The sequence below is a fragment of the Nitrospinaceae bacterium genome (assembly GCA_018669005.1).
Taxonomy (GTDB): domain Bacteria; phylum UBA8248; class UBA8248; order UBA8248; family UBA8248; genus UBA8248.
In genome coordinates, this window is record JABJAL010000022.1 from 59,073 (window position 1) to 75,018 (window position 15,946).

The window sequence follows — 15,946 nt, forward strand, 5'->3', positions numbered from 1 at the left end:
TTTTGACCGGATAGTCCCTGCTCCTGGTTGGAGATAAAATTTTGGAAATCGAAGGTAATTTCAACACGCTCGAATTCAAGGATGGCGCGCTCCGTCTTATTGACCAGCGCCGCCTTCCCGAGGAGGAAAGCTACGTCGATTGCCGCACCGAGGCCGAGGTGGCTGACGCCATTCGGGATATGGTGGTGCGGGGCGCCCCGGCGATTGGTGTTGCGGCGGCCTATGGAATGGCGCTCGCCGCCGCCGGTAGCGCAAATTTGTCACAGGCCGAGGAGGTAGCTGCCCTCGATGCTGCCGCCGCGCTGCTGGCGGACACCCGCCCGACGGCGGTCAATCTGTTTTGGGCGATAAAGAAAATGCTTGCGGCCATCGCCGAGAGCGAATCGACTGGAGAAGACTTGGCGGCAGAGCTTCTTGATCTCGCCCATGAAATGCACCGCGAGGATATTGCCATCTGCCGTGAGATTGGAGACCGGGGCGCGGCGCTTCTTGGGCCGGACACGAGCCTTCTTACCCACTGTAATGCCGGTGCGCTGGCTACGGCGGGCTACGGCACAGCCACCGGGGTGATACGGAGCGGATTTCAAGACGGAAAGGTGAGCCGAGTATTCGTAGATGAGACTCGCCCCTTTTTACAGGGAGCAAGACTTACCGCCTGGGAGCTATCTCGCGATGATATCCCGGTTGTGGTGATCACTGACAACATGGCGGCTTATTGTATGCAGCAGGGCAAGATCGGTGCCGTTGTTGTTGGGGCTGATCGCGTGGCGGCGAATGGCGATGTCGCGAACAAGATTGGCACCTATGGGGTGGCTATTCTTGCCCGTGAGCATAAGATTCCATTTTATGTGGCCGCTCCTATCAGCACCATTGATCTGGACACGCCAAGCGGGGAAGGGATTCCGATCGAGGAGCGTCCGGAAGAGGAAGTTCGGCAAATCGGAGGGAAAATGATCACTCCCGAGGGGGTGGAAGTGTTCAATCCGGCCTTCGATGTAACACCCGCCTCGATGGTGGACGGCCTCATCACCGAGCGGGGGATAGTTCGGTTGTCGAAGGGCGAGAGCGTCACAAAGCTATATGACTCCTAATTGTACTGTAATCAAATAGATGGAAAGTGTGTTTCGTTGGTGCCCAAGGTGCGTGGGGCATGTTGACTTGAAAAAGGCGGCGGCATATAAACTGATTCGCCTTACCAATTGGCGACAAATTAGAATAACGTGGGGGCTGTAGCGAAGCTGGTTATCGCGCCGGCCTGTCAAGCCGGAGATCGCGGGTTCGATCCCCGTCAGCCCCGCCATTTTTTTAAAAGCCGCTAGGGTGCATCCTGGCGGTTTTTTTTCCAGGCTTTTTTGAGGAGGGGAGACAGATGAGTGGAAATGAGGAACTGATTCACGCAGGCAAAGCGATCGCCGATGCCCTCGTCAGGGAGAATGTTAAAAAAGTATTTTGTCTTCCCGGCTCGCACGTTCTTCAAATCTACGATGGATTGCGGCAGGCGCCATCGATCCAGCTAGTCACCTGTAAGATGGAGCCGAATATCTCTCTGATGGCGGACGCCTATGGCCGCATATCAGGAGAGCCTGGCGTCGGACTGACGACTGCCGGACCAGGGGCCATCAACTCGCTTGCTGGCGTTGCTCAGGCCTACGGCGCCGCCTCCCCGATGGTCCACCTCACGGGCTCTGTTCCCCTCAACGCCTCGCGCGAGGCGTTTCATGGCGTGGACAACCCTGAGTTCACGGTCGATATGTTTCGACACGCAACGAAGTGGAGCGTTCGCCTTGAGCGTCTTGAGGATATTCCCGCCGTCATGGCCAAGGCTTTCCACATTGCCCGGAGCGGCCGACCGGGCCCTGTGCATGTCGAGTTTCCGCGTGCTACCGACTACGCGCCTTTTATTCTACAGCCAGAGCGGGTGTCGTATCCCGTCAGCAGCTCTCAGCCGGCTGAGGTGGTCGAGCCGACGCGAGAGGATGTCGAGCAGGTGGCCCAGCGAATCCTGGACGCGAAGCTCCCCGTTTTTTGTGCGGGAAAGGGCGTGATCCGCAAAGGGGCGATGGAGGAGTTGGCCAAACTCTCGGAAATGTTTTCCATCCCGGTGGTCTATCCCCAGGATGCGATGGGCGTAATACGGGATGATCATCCCTTTGCGGCTGGACATTATGCCCCGGCGCGGCAGGACCCGCGATTTAAATATGTTATGGAAGACGCCGACCTGATTGTGTCGATAGGCCTCAGGGCGGATACCGCCGAGGTGGATCATCTTGAGGCGTTTGGGCCCTCCGATAGGATTCTCGTTGGCTTCGACAATGCTGAGGATGAGCATTATTCGAAAAAAGATGAGTTCGTGGCCGACCCAAAATTGTTCATGACGCTACTTTTGGAGCGAATGAGCAAAGAGTCCCGGCCGCCCAACGAGGAACTCAAAAGCGAGATTGCCCGAATCCGCACCGAGTATCGAACTGCCGTCCGCGCCCATCTGGACGGCTCGCGGGATAACGTTCCGGTGCATCCTGGATTTATCATCGAGTCCATTGCCGACTGGGTGGGGCCTGACGATGTGGTTGTCAGCGATGTGGGCAACAGCCAGATGTGGAGCCGCTACTATATTCCCATCCATCATCATGAATCGCTCATGCAGTCGGGCGTGTGGAACGCGATGTCGTTCTGCCTGCCGTCTGCGATTGTGGCCAAGCTTGAATACCCGGACCGAAACGTGGTGGGCATCTCGGGCGACGGGGCCTTTTTGATGACGATTGGCGATTTTGTCACTGCTTGTGAGTACGGGGCGAACGTGGTTTTCGTTGTCTTCAACGACGGCGCTTTCTCGCAGATGGTTGGCCAGCAGACGAACCTCTACGGCGAATCCTACGGGAGCAATTTTGAGAGTCCCAATTTTGCTGAAATAGCGACGGCCTGCGGCGGTTTCGGTATTCGCGTTGATGAGCCAGGCGCGCTCAAGCCTGCACTGGAGGCGGCAAGAGCCTCGGGGCTTGCTGCCATCGTCGATGTCGTCACCACGTTTCAGCCAACGCCCCCTTATTAAGGGCTTAATCGAGGTCGCGAAATGTCAAAGGGCATTGCTTGGGTCACCACACCGTTTGTTTTGAACTACGATGATCCGGACGAGCTTTTTCGCCCCCTGGCCGAGGCGACCGGCCTTGAGATCCGCATAGACGGTGCTCGCCCGCAATTCACTGAAGAGGATATGCTCAAGGAGTTGCCCGGCGTGGTTGCGACCATTGCCGGCGCAGAGCCCTATACCCGCCGGGTTTTTGAAAGCGCCCCTGACTTAAAAATTGTTTCGCGCTCAGGTGTCGGCCTGAATGCCATCGATTTGTCCGCCGCCACGGCGAGCGGTGTGGTCGTCACCAATGCGGTCGGGCAAAACGCCGTTTCGGTGGCCGAGCACACGATGGCGATTCTACTGGCGGCGGCGAGGCGGGTGCCCTGGATGGAGGAGAGGTTCCGCAAGGGCGCCTGGCGGGATGTTCAGGTCCCCATGGCCCCGCTGATGGGCAAGACCATCGGTATTCTTGGGTTCGGCAACATCGGAAGACGGGTGGCGAGGCGGGCCGCCGCTTTTGATATGAAAATCGTTGCCTACGATCCCCTCGAGAATAAAGAGGCCGCCGCTGAGGTCGGAGCAGAGTTTCTTCCAATTGAAGAGGTGGCGAGACAAGCCGATTTTCTTTGCTGCCACGTTCCGCTCTCGCCTGAAACACAAGATCTTATCGACAAGGATTTGCTCGCGCTCATGAAACCGGGTGCGTTTGTTATCAACACATCACGGGGCGGGCTCGTGAATCTCGATGCGATTGCCGATGCGCTTGATCGAGGTGCTATCCGAGGCGCCGCGCTCGACGTATTTACCTCGGAGCCGCCTGATTACAGCCATCCGATTTTCTCGATGGAGAACGTGGTGCTCACACCACATGCGGCCGGGCGGGGCGAGGATGCGATTTACAACACCGTGCGCCATGCGATGAACTGCATCACGGAATACCTCGCAGGGCGCATGCCCCCGGATGTCGCCAATCCGGAAGTATTCGAATAGACCGCTTAAAAAAATCACGTATGGCTCCTTAACGTATTTTGCTCAACACCCGTATTTTTCGTTTCGTTGACTTTTTGTTAAGCCCCCATATAGTATGTGGCCATATCATCAACGTTATTCTTGAGGTAGCCGATGTTTTATATGCGTGAGCTTCCCACCAGGGATCTGCTCGACGCCGTGGGCCAAGTGTTTCCGGAACTCGATCCCACGGCTGTCGAGGCGTGTTATTTTCTTCTGCGTACGGGAACAGATGTTCTCACGGCGTTCGATGAAAACCTCTCCCGCTATAATATCTCTCAGTCTCGATTTATCGTGCTCTTGCTTCTCAAGCGCCTTGAGCTACGCGAGGTCCCTGATGGCGACATAAGCCCCTCGAAACTCGCCGAGCTGGCGGGCGTAAGCCGAGGAACCATGACAGGGCTTCTCTCCGGCCTTGAGCGTGACGGTTTAATCGAGCGTAAACTCTATAGTGGTGACCGCCGGAGATTTTCTATACTCATGACCGAAAAGGGCAAGAAAACGCTCGATAATATATTTCCCGAATACTACAACCGCATCGCGGGATTGATGTCGGGTCTTAACGAGGAGGAAAGACTCACGCTGATAAAACTCTTGAACAAAGTAAAAGACGGGGTGCCCTCGTTGCGAATTTCTAACGGACAAACATAATTTTTTTAAGGGAGATGGATTAGATGCCCAAGCCGAAAGTTATTGTTCAACTTTATCCGATGCTGCCCAGCGAGGATCGAGCGGATCGAGAAAAAAAGCGTCCTCTTGGAAGAAATAAAGAGCTTTACAACAAGGTCATTCACGACTGGATGGATATCGTGAAAGTGGCCGATGATATTGGCGTTTGGGGCGTTAGTACGATTGAACACCATCTTCACTCCGAGGGCTATGAAGTGGGCCCGAACCCGGGAATTTTAAACGCCTGGTGGGCCTCCAATGTTAAGAACACCCGCATCGGCGCCCTGGGCTACGTTATGTCGGCGCGAGATCCCATTCGTGTTGCCGAGGAGTGCGCCATTCTCGACCACATTTCCAACGGAAAATTCTTCTGTGGTGTGGCGCGCGGTTATCAATCGCGTTGGACAAATATTCTGGGGCAGGGCTCCGAATCGGTGGCGACCGTCGCCCGCTACCTGGGCGGCAAAGACGATATCCGAAACCGCAAGATGTTCGAGGAGCGGGTGGAAATGCTTCTCAAATGCTGGACAGAGGATTCTGTCGAACTGAATGGAGAATTTTATCAGGCGCCATATCCAATAGATGAGGGAATTGAGTATCCGGCCTGGAAGAGTGCTAGAGACGCAGGTGCCGAGGGGGAAATCGACGAAAATGGGCGGGTGCGGCGGATCAGTGTTTGCCCGCCTCCCTACCAGGACCCTCATCCCCCGGTTTTTCAGGCAGTTAGCGCTAGTGCCGACTCCATCAAGTTCGCGGCGCGGCATGGCTTCCGCCCCACATATTTCACGAAGATCGAAAAAATGGAGGAGTTTAGCCATCTCTATGTGGAGGAGAGCAAGAAAGCTGGCCACAATTTCGTGTTGGGCGAGCGCCAGAACATGTGCCGCTGGATCCATGTTGCGGATTCCGAAAAAGGATATGACGAGAAACTTCGCAAATACGATCAGGACATTTACCAGAATTTCTATGTCCCCTTCTTCCCACAATTCCCGGACGACACCTCGAATATTGATTGGATCGAGAACATCAAGCAAAGCGGAATTTTTCATGGTGGCACGCTCGATCAGCTGACCGAGCAGTTCGTGAAGGCCTACGAGATAGTGCCCGCCGAGTTCATCACGCTGATATGGCACTATGCCCAGCAGCCCAAGGACGAGGTGATTTATGAGCTCAAAACATTCATGGAAAAGGTCATTCCCGAGCTTGAGGCGCCAGCCGGAAATAACGTGACGGTGGGTGGCGTTGCCTAGGCGGTTGCCTAGACAACAATTGGGCAGTTGCCTTAGCAGCGGTTTTTGAATTGTTGAATCATAGGTCCTCGCGCCGCTGAACGAAAGATTACTGAACTTGAGTTAACAACTCTTGAATTAATAATTGTCGAATTCCAGTCCTCTATTTTAAAAAGGGAGGGGAAGATGTACCAGATCGTGGATCTCAGCCAGGAAATCTATACCGATGCCCCGAGGTTTCCCGGGCATCCGGCTACGAAAATCGAGTACATCGCGCGCCACGAAGACATGGAGAACGCTCCCATCAAGCCCAAGGACATCACCTATGCGGCGATGATGCTCCACATGTGCGACCACGGGCCGACCCATACCGACTCGGTGAGCCATATCGACGAGCGCCAGACGGCGCCCAATATTGACCAATCTCCCCTGACGAATTTCTTCACGCGTGGGATTGCGCTTGATTTTACGGGAAAGGTCGAGCCCAAAGAGGAGATATCGCTCGCTCTTATGCAGGATGAACTCACGAGCCTCGGGCTGACACCCCCCAAGGATGGAACCGTCCTCTTTACCGGGGGCCACTACAAGCGAACGTTTCCGGGTGACGCATATATCTCCGAATATCCGGGCCTGGGTCGAGAGGCGGCTGATTTTCTCTATCGCGAATGCGGGGTGGTCAATATTGGCCAGGATGCGCCTAGCATCGATGCGGCCATTAACGCTAATGAGCTGACGTTTCCCTGCCATGTCATCTGCCGGGAACTCCAGCGCCACAACACCGAAAACCTTGCCAACATTGAGGAAGTGGCTGGCAAGGAGTTTCTCTACGTTGGGCTGCCCCTCAAAATCAGGAGCGGAACCGGATCGCCAGTGCGTGCCACGGCGATTCTGAACCTCTAAGGGGGATAATTTTAATCCCTTGGAGCGAATCTTTCGTTCTATCGGTGTATGAACAAGATTTTCGGTCAAATTAGTCTGATTAAATTATTTTTTGCGGATTTCCAGAATTTCGTGTAATATATTCTTACTTATTGACAAAGTTTAGTTTCATTTTTGGAGGGCATATTTTCCGCTTCATCAGGGAGAGTTTTCCTCAAAAACCCTCTGGGGTGTGATGTAACTCTTGGTTTCATCTGATTTACGGAAGTTGCCGCTTCTTATTTGCAGTTCACTTACATGGAGGAAGTACCAGATGAAAAAAATATTTGGTTTCTTGCTGGCTGCGGTATTGCTGGTAGGCTTCTCGGGCGTGACTGTGGCTGATGCCGCCAAGCTTCGTATCGGCGCTCACCGCTCCCTCTGGGGCTCGTTCGAGATCATCGCCGACAAGATGGGCTACTGGAAGGCAGAGGGCCTCGACTACGAAGTGGGCCACTACAAGCAGGGCAAACTGATGCGCAACGCCATTATTCAGGGCAACCTGGACACCGGCACGACTGGTTTTTCCCCCTTCACGACGGCTATCTCCAAAGGCGCCAAGGTTCAGGCCATTGGCGTGACGGCTAACATTTGCGCGGCAACTGCTATCGTGGTGCCAGTTAAATCGAAGGCGAAAACCCTGGCAGATGTAAAAGGCATGGTCTTCGCCAACAAAAAGGGCACGAGCACGGACTTTGCGTTCCAGTCCTATGTTATTCCGGCCTACGGCCTCAAGAGCTCTGATTTCCCGCTCCTGAGCGTCCGGGCGACCGAGCGTATTGCCGCCCTCATTTCCGGCAACGCTGGCGCCGCCATTGTTGGTGAGCCCCAGACCACAATCGCCGTACAGAAGGGTCTTGTTCGCAGGCTCGAGGATCTCTGCAAGTACGACAAAACCCGCATGATGCATATCGGCAACCCAGCGACCATCAAAAAGAACCCCGATCTCTACGTCAAGTATTTCCGGGGCTGGCTCAAATCCCATAAACTGCTGAAAAACGACCCTCTCAAGTACGCGCAGGTTTACACCAGAGCCCTGCAAGAGGTGGGTGACAAGGCCAAGCTTTCCTACATGAAAGATGTCGTGAAAAAGCTTAAGACCGATGTTTTCATCGATATGGAGACGAAAAAGTATCTCAACGACATGGCTGGCAAACAGAAGAAACTCGGCTGGATCAAAAGAGCGGCTGACTTCACGACGAGTAAGTTTGTTGACGACTCGATTCTTCGCAAAGTCGCCAAAGAGATGAATTTCATGAACTAAGTTGATTTTGCAAGGCTTACCGGGGCGCTTCGGCGCCCCGGTTTTTTTTGCTTTGATTTTGCTTTGATTTTGCTTTGATTTTGCTTTGATTTTGCTTTGATTTTAGTTTTATTTATGTATGATAATGGCTCAAATCGCGGGATAAACATAAAACTGATTTTTAGGGGCTCTATTTGACGCTTAATATAGAATTGGTTCCCCGTTACCTGCCGGATTTAAAGGGAATCGCTCCCGCTTTTGAGAGAGTTTCCATTTGCCGCCGGCTTTGTTTTTACTTTGGAGGAGTTACAGTATGAAACGAATCACCAGTTATGTAATCGCAGCAGCGATGCTCGCTGGTCTTCTGGGCGCGGGTACCGCGGCCGAGGCCGCCAAGCTTCGCATCGGCGCTCACCGCGCGCTCATGGGCTCGTTCGAGATCGTCGCCCACAAAGCAGGCTTCTGGAAAAAGCAGGGCCTTGAGTACACCATCAGCAACTACAAGCAGGGAAAATTGATGCGCAACGCCATTATCCAGGGCAACCTGGACACCGGCACAACGGGTTTTTCCCCCTTCGCCACGGCGATCTCCAAGGGCGCCCGCGTCACCGCCATCGGCGTCACTGCCAACATCTGTGACACCCAGCACATCGTGGTTCCCGTGAATTCGAAGGCCAAGAGCCTGAAAGATCTCAAGGGCGTGACTTTCGCAAACAAAAAGGGCACGAGCACGGACTTCTCCTTCCAGCAGTACGTCGTTCCGGCGCACGGACTCAAGAGCTCGGATTTCCCGCTCCTCAGCGTTCGGACCACCGAGCGCGTTGCGGCCATCGTTTCGGGCAACGCCAAGGCGGCCATGCTCGGCGACCCGATGTTGGAGATCTCCATTCAGGCGGGCCAGGTTCGCTCTCTTGAGAACCTGTGCAAGTACGACAAAACCCGTATGATGCACGTAGGCAACCCGGCCACTTTGAAAAAGCACCCCGAGCTTTATGAAAAGTATTTCCGCGGCTGGCTCATGGCACACAAGCTTCTCAAGGACAACCCTGATGAGTATGCCAAGATCTACCACAAGGACCTTGTCGATATCGGCACAAAGGTGAAACTCGACATTATCAAAGTCATCGTCCGGCGTCTCCGCTCGGAAGTTTTCATCACGGGTGAGGTGAAAACATATCTGAACGACATGGCCAGAAGACAGAAGAAAATGGGCTGGATTAAGAAAACGGCCGACTTCACGAAGACCAAGTTCATTGACGACTCGATCCTTCGCAAGGTCGCCAAAGAGATGAACTACACGAACTAAGCACCAAGAATCACTAAATTATCCCCCGGTGGCTTCGGCTGCCGGGGGATTTTTTTTTGTGCCGAGATAAATCTAGAAGTACTAGACGCCGATTTCCCCGTGGATGGAAGGTGGGTGGGAGATGTATTACACCTGAGGGCCTGAATATAAATAAGGGTGTACGGTTTTGAGTCGGTGCGGCAGGTAGAAGAGAGGCGGGTGAATACTGGATCGGAGATGGTTGTAGTGTGGATGTGCCTCGGATTTGGGTTGTAGCATCAAAAAAGGGCAATGGTGTTTGCAGGTATGCTGAACAGAAAATAGCGGGTAATCGGGATGGATTATGGGGATGCAGGGTCTTTGTCTTCCTTCATTTTGAGGAGGGGCTTTTTTGACACTTCGGGGTGCAGGGTAAGTCTGTGGATAATTAAAATATCTCCACACTAAGGGGTATCGCCTTATGTTTAAATTTTATGTGGGTTTTCTTGATTTGCCCGAACGAGATGTGAAGCAACAACGATTGCCATGATAAAGCGCTGTACCGGGTGCTCGGGGATTAATGAGTCAAAGGAGTGCCAGTGGTCTCTGGCATGCCAGGTGCCTTGGGGGAGATAAGGCGCATTGGGTTTTCTCGCGTGTTAGCGATAAGAAAAAAAGCCCCGGAAGCAAGAGCCTCCGGGGCTTTTGATTGCTGATTTCGACAGGGGAGCTAGACTTTTTTGTCCTGGCCACCCATCTCTTCCATCATGCCCCATTTGATGATGGTACGGGTTTCGATGGGCTGGAAGAGCACTTTCTCAAGCAGGTAGCCGAAGATGCCCAGAACTGCGATGGCCACCATCATGAAGGCTGTGTCGAGGTATTCCTGGGCATCAAAAATACCCGCTGAAAGACCCCATTTAATGCCGGCGAATGCCTCGGCGCCAACGCCTGCACGCCATGCACGGGCCAGGCCGATTCGCATGCCGCTTAAAATCATTGGCAGCGAGCCGGGAAGCACCACGGTGCGGAAAATAGTCATCTTATCCGCATTCATCGACTGTGCCGCTCTAATCCAGACCGGGTTAATCGTTTTAACACCCGTCCACACCGCCATGGAAATAGGCAGGAAGGAGGCGAAGGCCGTAACCAGGATGACGGTCTGATCGCCGTTTCCGAACCAGATAACAGCGATAGGCGTCCAGGCCAGGGCCGGAATCGGGAGCAACACCGAGAGAAGGGGAACGAAGAACCCTTCCCAGAAGGCGAAGCGGCCCATCAAGATGCCGACGAAAACGCCGATAACCGAGGCAATGGCGAACGCAAACGGTAGCCGCCAAGCTGTTGAAAGCGTGTGCCACAGAATCGGGCTGTCCGAGAGAAACTTAAGAGAATCGGTAAAGCTCAGCTTGTTGGCAAAGAATATTGCATGAAGCTGGGTGAAGAAGCCGGTATCGACATCCACCCCCATTTCCCTGATCAGGGGACCCGTGACCAACTCCCAGGCCCGGAAAATAATGGCGCCGAAATAGGGGAACAGGTCGCCCATCAAATCGTGCAGAAAATAGGCGGTGACCTGCCAAATTGCTATCACGAGGATAAACGGGTAGACGGGGCGGACCCACACCAAGAAGGGTGTTTTTACTTGTTTATACGGCTCGTCCAAATTTAAGGGGGGAAGCCCGGATTGTGCCTCTGCCATCAGTTTTATCCTTCCCTTTTTCGTTTAGTAGAAAATTCGTAAAAACGACTATTACCAGTCGCGAATTAGCTCGTTGATGTTTCGTTGTGTCTGAATGAACTCGGCTGACAGCGCGTCCCGCGGGCGCGGCATATCAATCGTGAGAATCTCCCGAATTCTTCCCGGCTGGGGAATGAACACTACAACTCTCGTGCCCATGAAAACCGCCTCCGCCAGGTTGTGGGTTACATAAACAACGGTTTTCTTCGTTTTCTGCCAGACATCGACAGTTAGCTCCTGAAGCTCCTCGCGCGTTTGGGCGTCGAGCGCACCGAAGGGCTCATCCATCAAGAGCACCTGCGGGTCGAAGGCAAGCGCCCGGGCGACGGCTACGCGCTGGCGCATTCCGCCCGAAAGGCTGTGCGGAAACAGGTCGGCGAATTCTTCAAGCCGAACGAGTTTGAGAAAATCCATCGCAGTCTTGTGGCGCTCATCGGCGGGCACATCTCTGATTTTCATTCCGTATTCGACGTTTTGCACCGCCGTGAGCCAGGGGAAGAGCGCATATTCCTGGAATACGACCCCTTTGTCATATTCATCCGTGATGGGGACGCCGTCCATGTTGACGGTGCCCGCCGTGATTTCGACGAATCCGGCAAGGATGTTGAGCAGGGTGGTTTTACCACAACCCGATAGCCCAACGAGGCATAAAAACTCCCCATCCTCAATGTTGATGTTGACATCCTCCAGGGCGTGTACCTTACGCTCTGGGGTGTCATAGACTTTCCTCAGATTCTTGATTTCGATCTTAGTAGGCATAAGCAGTTTTTTCCCAATTGGTTTATAAAAAGCACCACAAATGTGAACTAAAAAACCCAGGTTCTTGACCGCGATTTTGAATTCCCCGTAATCTAACAAGAAGCGGGGATAAAGAAAACCACATTGTTGTTAAAACAATGATTAATTGCTGTTTATTTCGCAAGAAAACATGAAATTTGGGCCAAATATAGTAATGAATTTCCTGGATATGGGAGGGAATAGTCTGATGAATGGCGTTGGTGAAAAAAAGAGCCGTATAGGGGGGCGATTAATATGACTAGCTCCAGGCCGCTAGAGGGCCTAAGAATTCTGGCAGTGGAGCAATTCGGTGCAGGACCGGTAGGAACGATGCTACTGGCAGACATGGGCGCCGAGGTCATTAAGATAGAGAACCATAATGTTGGCGGCGATTCGGCCCGCCCTGTTCCACCCTATCCCCTTCCCGAGAACGACAGCTTTTATTTCCAGTCCTTGAACCGGAACAAGAAAAGTATTGCTCTCAATATTCGCGATCCTCAAGGGAGGGCAGTTTTTCACAAGCTCGTAGCCCGGGCCGATGTGGTGTTTGCTAGCTGTAGAGGTACAGATCCCGAAAAGCTTGGGCTCACCTATGAACAATTGGGCCCGATTAACGAGAAAATAGTTTGCTGTTTTCTGACCGGATTCGGGATGACGGGCCCAAGGGCCGCCGAGCCCGCCTATGATTTTCTTCTCCAGGCCTATGCAGGGATCATGAGTATGGCAGGTGAGCCGGATGGGCCCCCTGCCAAGGCGGGGGTCAGCTTTGTGGATTATTCGGGTGGTTTTCTGGCGATGCTGGGCATGATGACGGCGCTTTGGAATGTCCAAAGGACGGGAAAGGGTCGCGATGTGGATGTCGCCCTGATGGACGGGGCGGCGCTTCAATTGGCTTATCAGGCAGCCTGGACCATGAATTGCGGCTATGAGACGCAGAAATTTCCCCACAGTGCTCATGCTTCGGTGATTCCGGCGCAAAATTTCGAGAGCAAGGACGGCTGGATCACCATCTTTTGCGGAAAGCAGCGCTTCTACGAGATTCTCGTTGAGCGGATGGGGCGGCCAGAGCTTGCCGAGGATAAGCGTTTTGCCACCCCACAGGCGAGGTTCGACAACCGCGGTGAAATACTATCGATACTCGCCACCGAATTCAGGCGGCGGACTACGGTCGAATGGGCCGAGGTCTTGCAGGGACATGTTCCCTTTGCGCCTGTGAACACGGTTTCAGAGGCGCTAGCCGATCCTCAGCTTGAGGCCAGGGATATGATCGTCGAAGTGGCGCATCCGGTGGCCGGGTCAATCCGGGAGATGGGTTGTCCGATCAAGTTTCCGGGCATGGAGGTGCGCTCTGAGCGCGCGCCCTACATGGGCGAGCATACGGAGGAAATTCTCTCGGAACTGGCGGATATTGACGAGGCCGAACTAGCCGAGTTGCGCGAAAAAGGCATTATCGATTGGACCACGCCCCCCGAAAAATAATTATGGCCGGGAGGAGGGTTTATCGAGGAGCGAAGTAACCTAGCGCTATTTCGAGGTCATTATGAACTCGCCTTGCCAGCCTTTAGGCGGCGGGTCAAGCATAAAGTATTCACATCGTTTAACCATGGTTTTAGAGGCCCCGTCATTTTGATCGGCGACAAGGCCTTGGGCGAAAACACCCATGGCGTCCGCGAACTGGCGCGTCCGGTATAGTTCAAGGCCAGCGTGGTAATGCTCCATTACTTTAGCCCTCTCCGGTGAAATCTCGCCTTTTCTAGCGAGAAGCTCGTAGATTGGCACCGGCTCGGTTTTTCCCACCACGTTGATAAGGTCTAGCTCCCTTGCCTCGATGGAATCCTTGGCGCTCTCGTAGGTGGTCTGCCCAATCATGATCGAACTGTTGTACTCCTTATTTGCTCCCTCGAAGCGAGCCGCTGTGTTCACGGTGTCGCCCATCATGGTGTAGTCCATGCGGATGTTCGAGCCCATATTGCCGACGACGGCGGGGCCGGTGTTCAGGCCAATTCGGACGTGAAGCTCTTTCATGTTTCTCTCTTTCCAGCCCGCCCGAAGCTCGATGAGTTTTTTCTGCATGTCGAGGGCGACCAGGCTGCAGCGCGTGGCGTGGTCCGGCATCGGATGGGGGGCGCCAAAGAAGGCGATGATGGCATCACCCTCGTATTTGTCCACCGTGCCGTCGTAGTCAAGGATAATCGCGGTCATCTCAGAGAGATACTCGTTAAGTAGCCCAACCAATTCCTCGGGGCTTAAGGATTCTGAAACAGTGGTGAATCCCGCGACATCCGAGAAAAACGCGGTAATCTCCTTGCGCTCGCCGCCCAGCTTGAGGGCGTCGGGGTTCTCGACGAGTTCTGCCACGACCTTAGGGGAAAGATAGGTGCCGAATGCGGATTGTATGAAGCGCTTGTCGCGTTGCTCGATAACGTAGTGGAACACGGTCATTCCAGCATAGACGGTTATTATCGTCAGGATGGGATAGGAAACGTTGAGCCACCATCCGTAGTTGATGAAGAGATTCTGGTTCAGGGTGAGCGAAGAGGTGAGTCCGATGATGGCCCATAGTCCGCCGCCGAGGGCACCGACACGATGAAGGATGAGCGTCGAAAGAAGACCAAGTAAAAGAATGCTTCCCATCGTGTAGCCCACAAAAGGCAAGGGAATCGTGATGGCTCCTATCAAGGGGACATCAAACTCGGTCTGCCAAAAGTCAAAAATAATGTCCGACCACCAGGGTTGCTCAAGGAATTTGTTGTTGAGCATGTTGTCAATAACGGTGGCATGGATGTTTACTCCTGGTATCGCCTTGTCGAACGGCGTTACGCGAAGGTCGGCCAGCGCGATTGCGGTGGGGCCGATGAGAACCATCTTTCGCTTGAAGGCCGAGGGAGGGGCGAGATCTTTACGACCGTTTACAATATCCACGATGGAGTATTCGGGAAACGTGCCCGAGGGTCCGAGGTAGTTGATATACATCTCGCCTTTGGCGTTGGTCGGGATGATGATTTTTTTTCGTCCCGATATGGCCACCTTCTCAACACCAACCGGGTCTATCCAGAATATCGTTGTTCCGCGAAGGTATCGCTCAAGTGTTCGGATGGCGATTGGAGCGAAAAGATAATCCTGCTCACCCGGTATTTCGACAAGATCCCGGTATTGCACAATCAGAGGATACCTGCGAATAGCGCCGTCCACATCCGGGCTCATGCTGAAAAAAGCGCCGCCCCTGGCAGACTTGGCGAGCAAGTCGATGTTCGATTCGACGGCTAGGGCGCGAGGTAGATCGATGTTCTTGAGACGCATTCCCGGAGATTTCTTGATTGCGCTGTATTTCGAGTTGCGAATGTTGGCGAGGTACTGGCGCATTTGGTTTTCGTTGAGATGCGCGATGTTTGAGGCGTCGAACTGAAAGAAGTAGCCGAGAATCGTGCGGCGCGAGCGCTTCAGCGCCCGGGCAAATATCGCGTCATGGTCGGCGTCCTTGATGGCGCGATTAAGAAAGGCAAGACTTCCCGACTCCTGGGTGACCCCTTCGGCCTCAAGCTTTGTTTTGATTTGTTTGAGATTGTTGATGCCGCCGCTTGTGTCCGAGGATGAAAATACGACGACGTACGTGATTACCCTTGCGCCGTAGGATTTGAGCCGGTTAACCAGTTCGGCCTGAACAGTATAGGGCCAGGGCCAGCGTCCGAGTTGATCGATGCTCTTCTCGTCTATTGCGGCGATGACGACATCTTTGCCGGGTTTTTCAGGTCCACGTACGAGGAACCTGATATCCGAGGCGACGAGTTCGACGCGCTCTATCACGCTCGCTATCAAAGGGGGCTTAAAATAAAATATAGCCAAGATGGCGAGCGTGATCAGCACGCCTACAGTCTGGCTTGTGAGATTTATCTTCGGAATCTTGAGCCAGTTCAACCGCTTAGTCTCCCAGTAGAGCCCGGTGCCGTCTGATATGAAATACCCGGTGATTATCGCATATTTTCTATAATCCTTTCTAATGGGTTGCTCCGGTGCCGTCTTGTCACAC

At 53.6% G+C, this 15,946-nt stretch carries 12 protein-coding genes and 1 tRNA gene; 10 read left to right on the forward strand and 3 right to left on the reverse strand.

Translation table 11 applies throughout. From position 1 onward, the window contains the following. Positions 1-38 precede the first annotated feature (38 nt). The 9 genes from mtnA to HOJ95_03370 all read left to right on the forward strand — a co-directional run bounded on the left by mtnA (position 39) and on the right by HOJ95_03370 (position 9,443). Positions 39-1,091 (forward strand): S-methyl-5-thioribose-1-phosphate isomerase, encoded by a 1,053-nt coding sequence (mtnA, locus tag HOJ95_03330; protein ID MBT6393715.1) that lies wholly within the window; start codon positions 39-41, stop codon positions 1,089-1,091. 132 nt (positions 1,092-1,223) lie between these two features. Continuing rightward, a tRNA-Asp gene (locus tag HOJ95_03335) sits at positions 1,224-1,300 on the forward strand. A 69-nt stretch (positions 1,301-1,369) separates the two neighbouring features. Then, positions 1,370-3,049 carry a thiamine pyrophosphate-binding protein gene (locus tag HOJ95_03340; GenBank protein MBT6393716.1) on the forward strand — a complete coding sequence of 560 codons (1,680 nt, stop codon included), beginning with the start codon at positions 1,370-1,372 and terminating at the stop codon, positions 3,047-3,049. 21 nt (positions 3,050-3,070) lie between these two features. Continuing rightward, positions 3,071-4,060, forward strand: a complete 990-nt coding sequence (locus tag HOJ95_03345) for a phosphoglycerate dehydrogenase (protein ID MBT6393717.1) — start codon at positions 3,071-3,073, stop codon at positions 4,058-4,060. Between the two features lie 132 nt (positions 4,061-4,192). Next, on the forward strand, positions 4,193-4,729 hold the full coding sequence (locus HOJ95_03350) for a MarR family transcriptional regulator (GenBank protein MBT6393718.1): 537 nt from the start codon (positions 4,193-4,195) through the stop codon (positions 4,727-4,729). Positions 4,730-4,752: 23 nt separating this feature from the next. Continuing rightward, positions 4,753-5,997 (forward strand): LLM class flavin-dependent oxidoreductase, encoded by a 1,245-nt coding sequence (locus HOJ95_03355; GenBank protein MBT6393719.1) that lies wholly within the window; start codon positions 4,753-4,755, stop codon positions 5,995-5,997. 165 nt (positions 5,998-6,162) lie between these two features. Continuing rightward, a complete protein-coding gene (locus HOJ95_03360; protein MBT6393720.1) occupies positions 6,163-6,876 on the forward strand; it encodes a cyclase family protein in 714 nt (237 codons plus the stop codon). A 292-nt stretch (positions 6,877-7,168) separates the two neighbouring features. After that, complete coding sequence (locus tag HOJ95_03365; protein ID MBT6393721.1) at positions 7,169-8,158, forward strand: ABC transporter substrate-binding protein; 990 nt, start codon at positions 7,169-7,171, stop codon at positions 8,156-8,158. Positions 8,159-8,450: 292 nt separating this feature from the next. After that, complete coding sequence (locus HOJ95_03370; protein MBT6393722.1) at positions 8,451-9,443, forward strand: ABC transporter substrate-binding protein; 993 nt, start codon at positions 8,451-8,453, stop codon at positions 9,441-9,443. 688 nt (positions 9,444-10,131) lie between these two features. On the opposite strand, the gene HOJ95_03375 is transcribed toward HOJ95_03370, so the two are convergent. Both HOJ95_03375 and HOJ95_03380 read right to left on the reverse strand, forming a co-directional pair. Next, positions 10,132-11,103, reverse strand: a complete 972-nt coding sequence (locus tag HOJ95_03375) for an ABC transporter permease (GenBank protein ID MBT6393723.1) — start codon at positions 11,101-11,103, stop codon at positions 10,132-10,134. Between the two features lie 51 nt (positions 11,104-11,154). After that, entirely contained in the window at positions 11,155-11,901 is a 747-nt protein-coding gene (locus tag HOJ95_03380; protein ID MBT6393724.1) for an ABC transporter ATP-binding protein, read from the reverse strand. Between the two features lie 273 nt (positions 11,902-12,174). Between HOJ95_03380 and HOJ95_03385 the strand changes: the two genes are divergently transcribed. Then, complete coding sequence (locus tag HOJ95_03385; GenBank protein ID MBT6393725.1) at positions 12,175-13,398, forward strand: CoA transferase; 1,224 nt, start codon at positions 12,175-12,177, stop codon at positions 13,396-13,398. A gap of 45 nt (positions 13,399-13,443) precedes the next feature. Here the strand turns inward: HOJ95_03385 and HOJ95_03390 are convergent, their stop codons facing one another. Then, positions 13,444-15,834, reverse strand: a complete 2,391-nt coding sequence (locus HOJ95_03390) for an adenylate/guanylate cyclase domain-containing protein (protein ID MBT6393726.1) — start codon at positions 15,832-15,834, stop codon at positions 13,444-13,446. Positions 15,835-15,946: the final 112 nt, after the last annotated feature.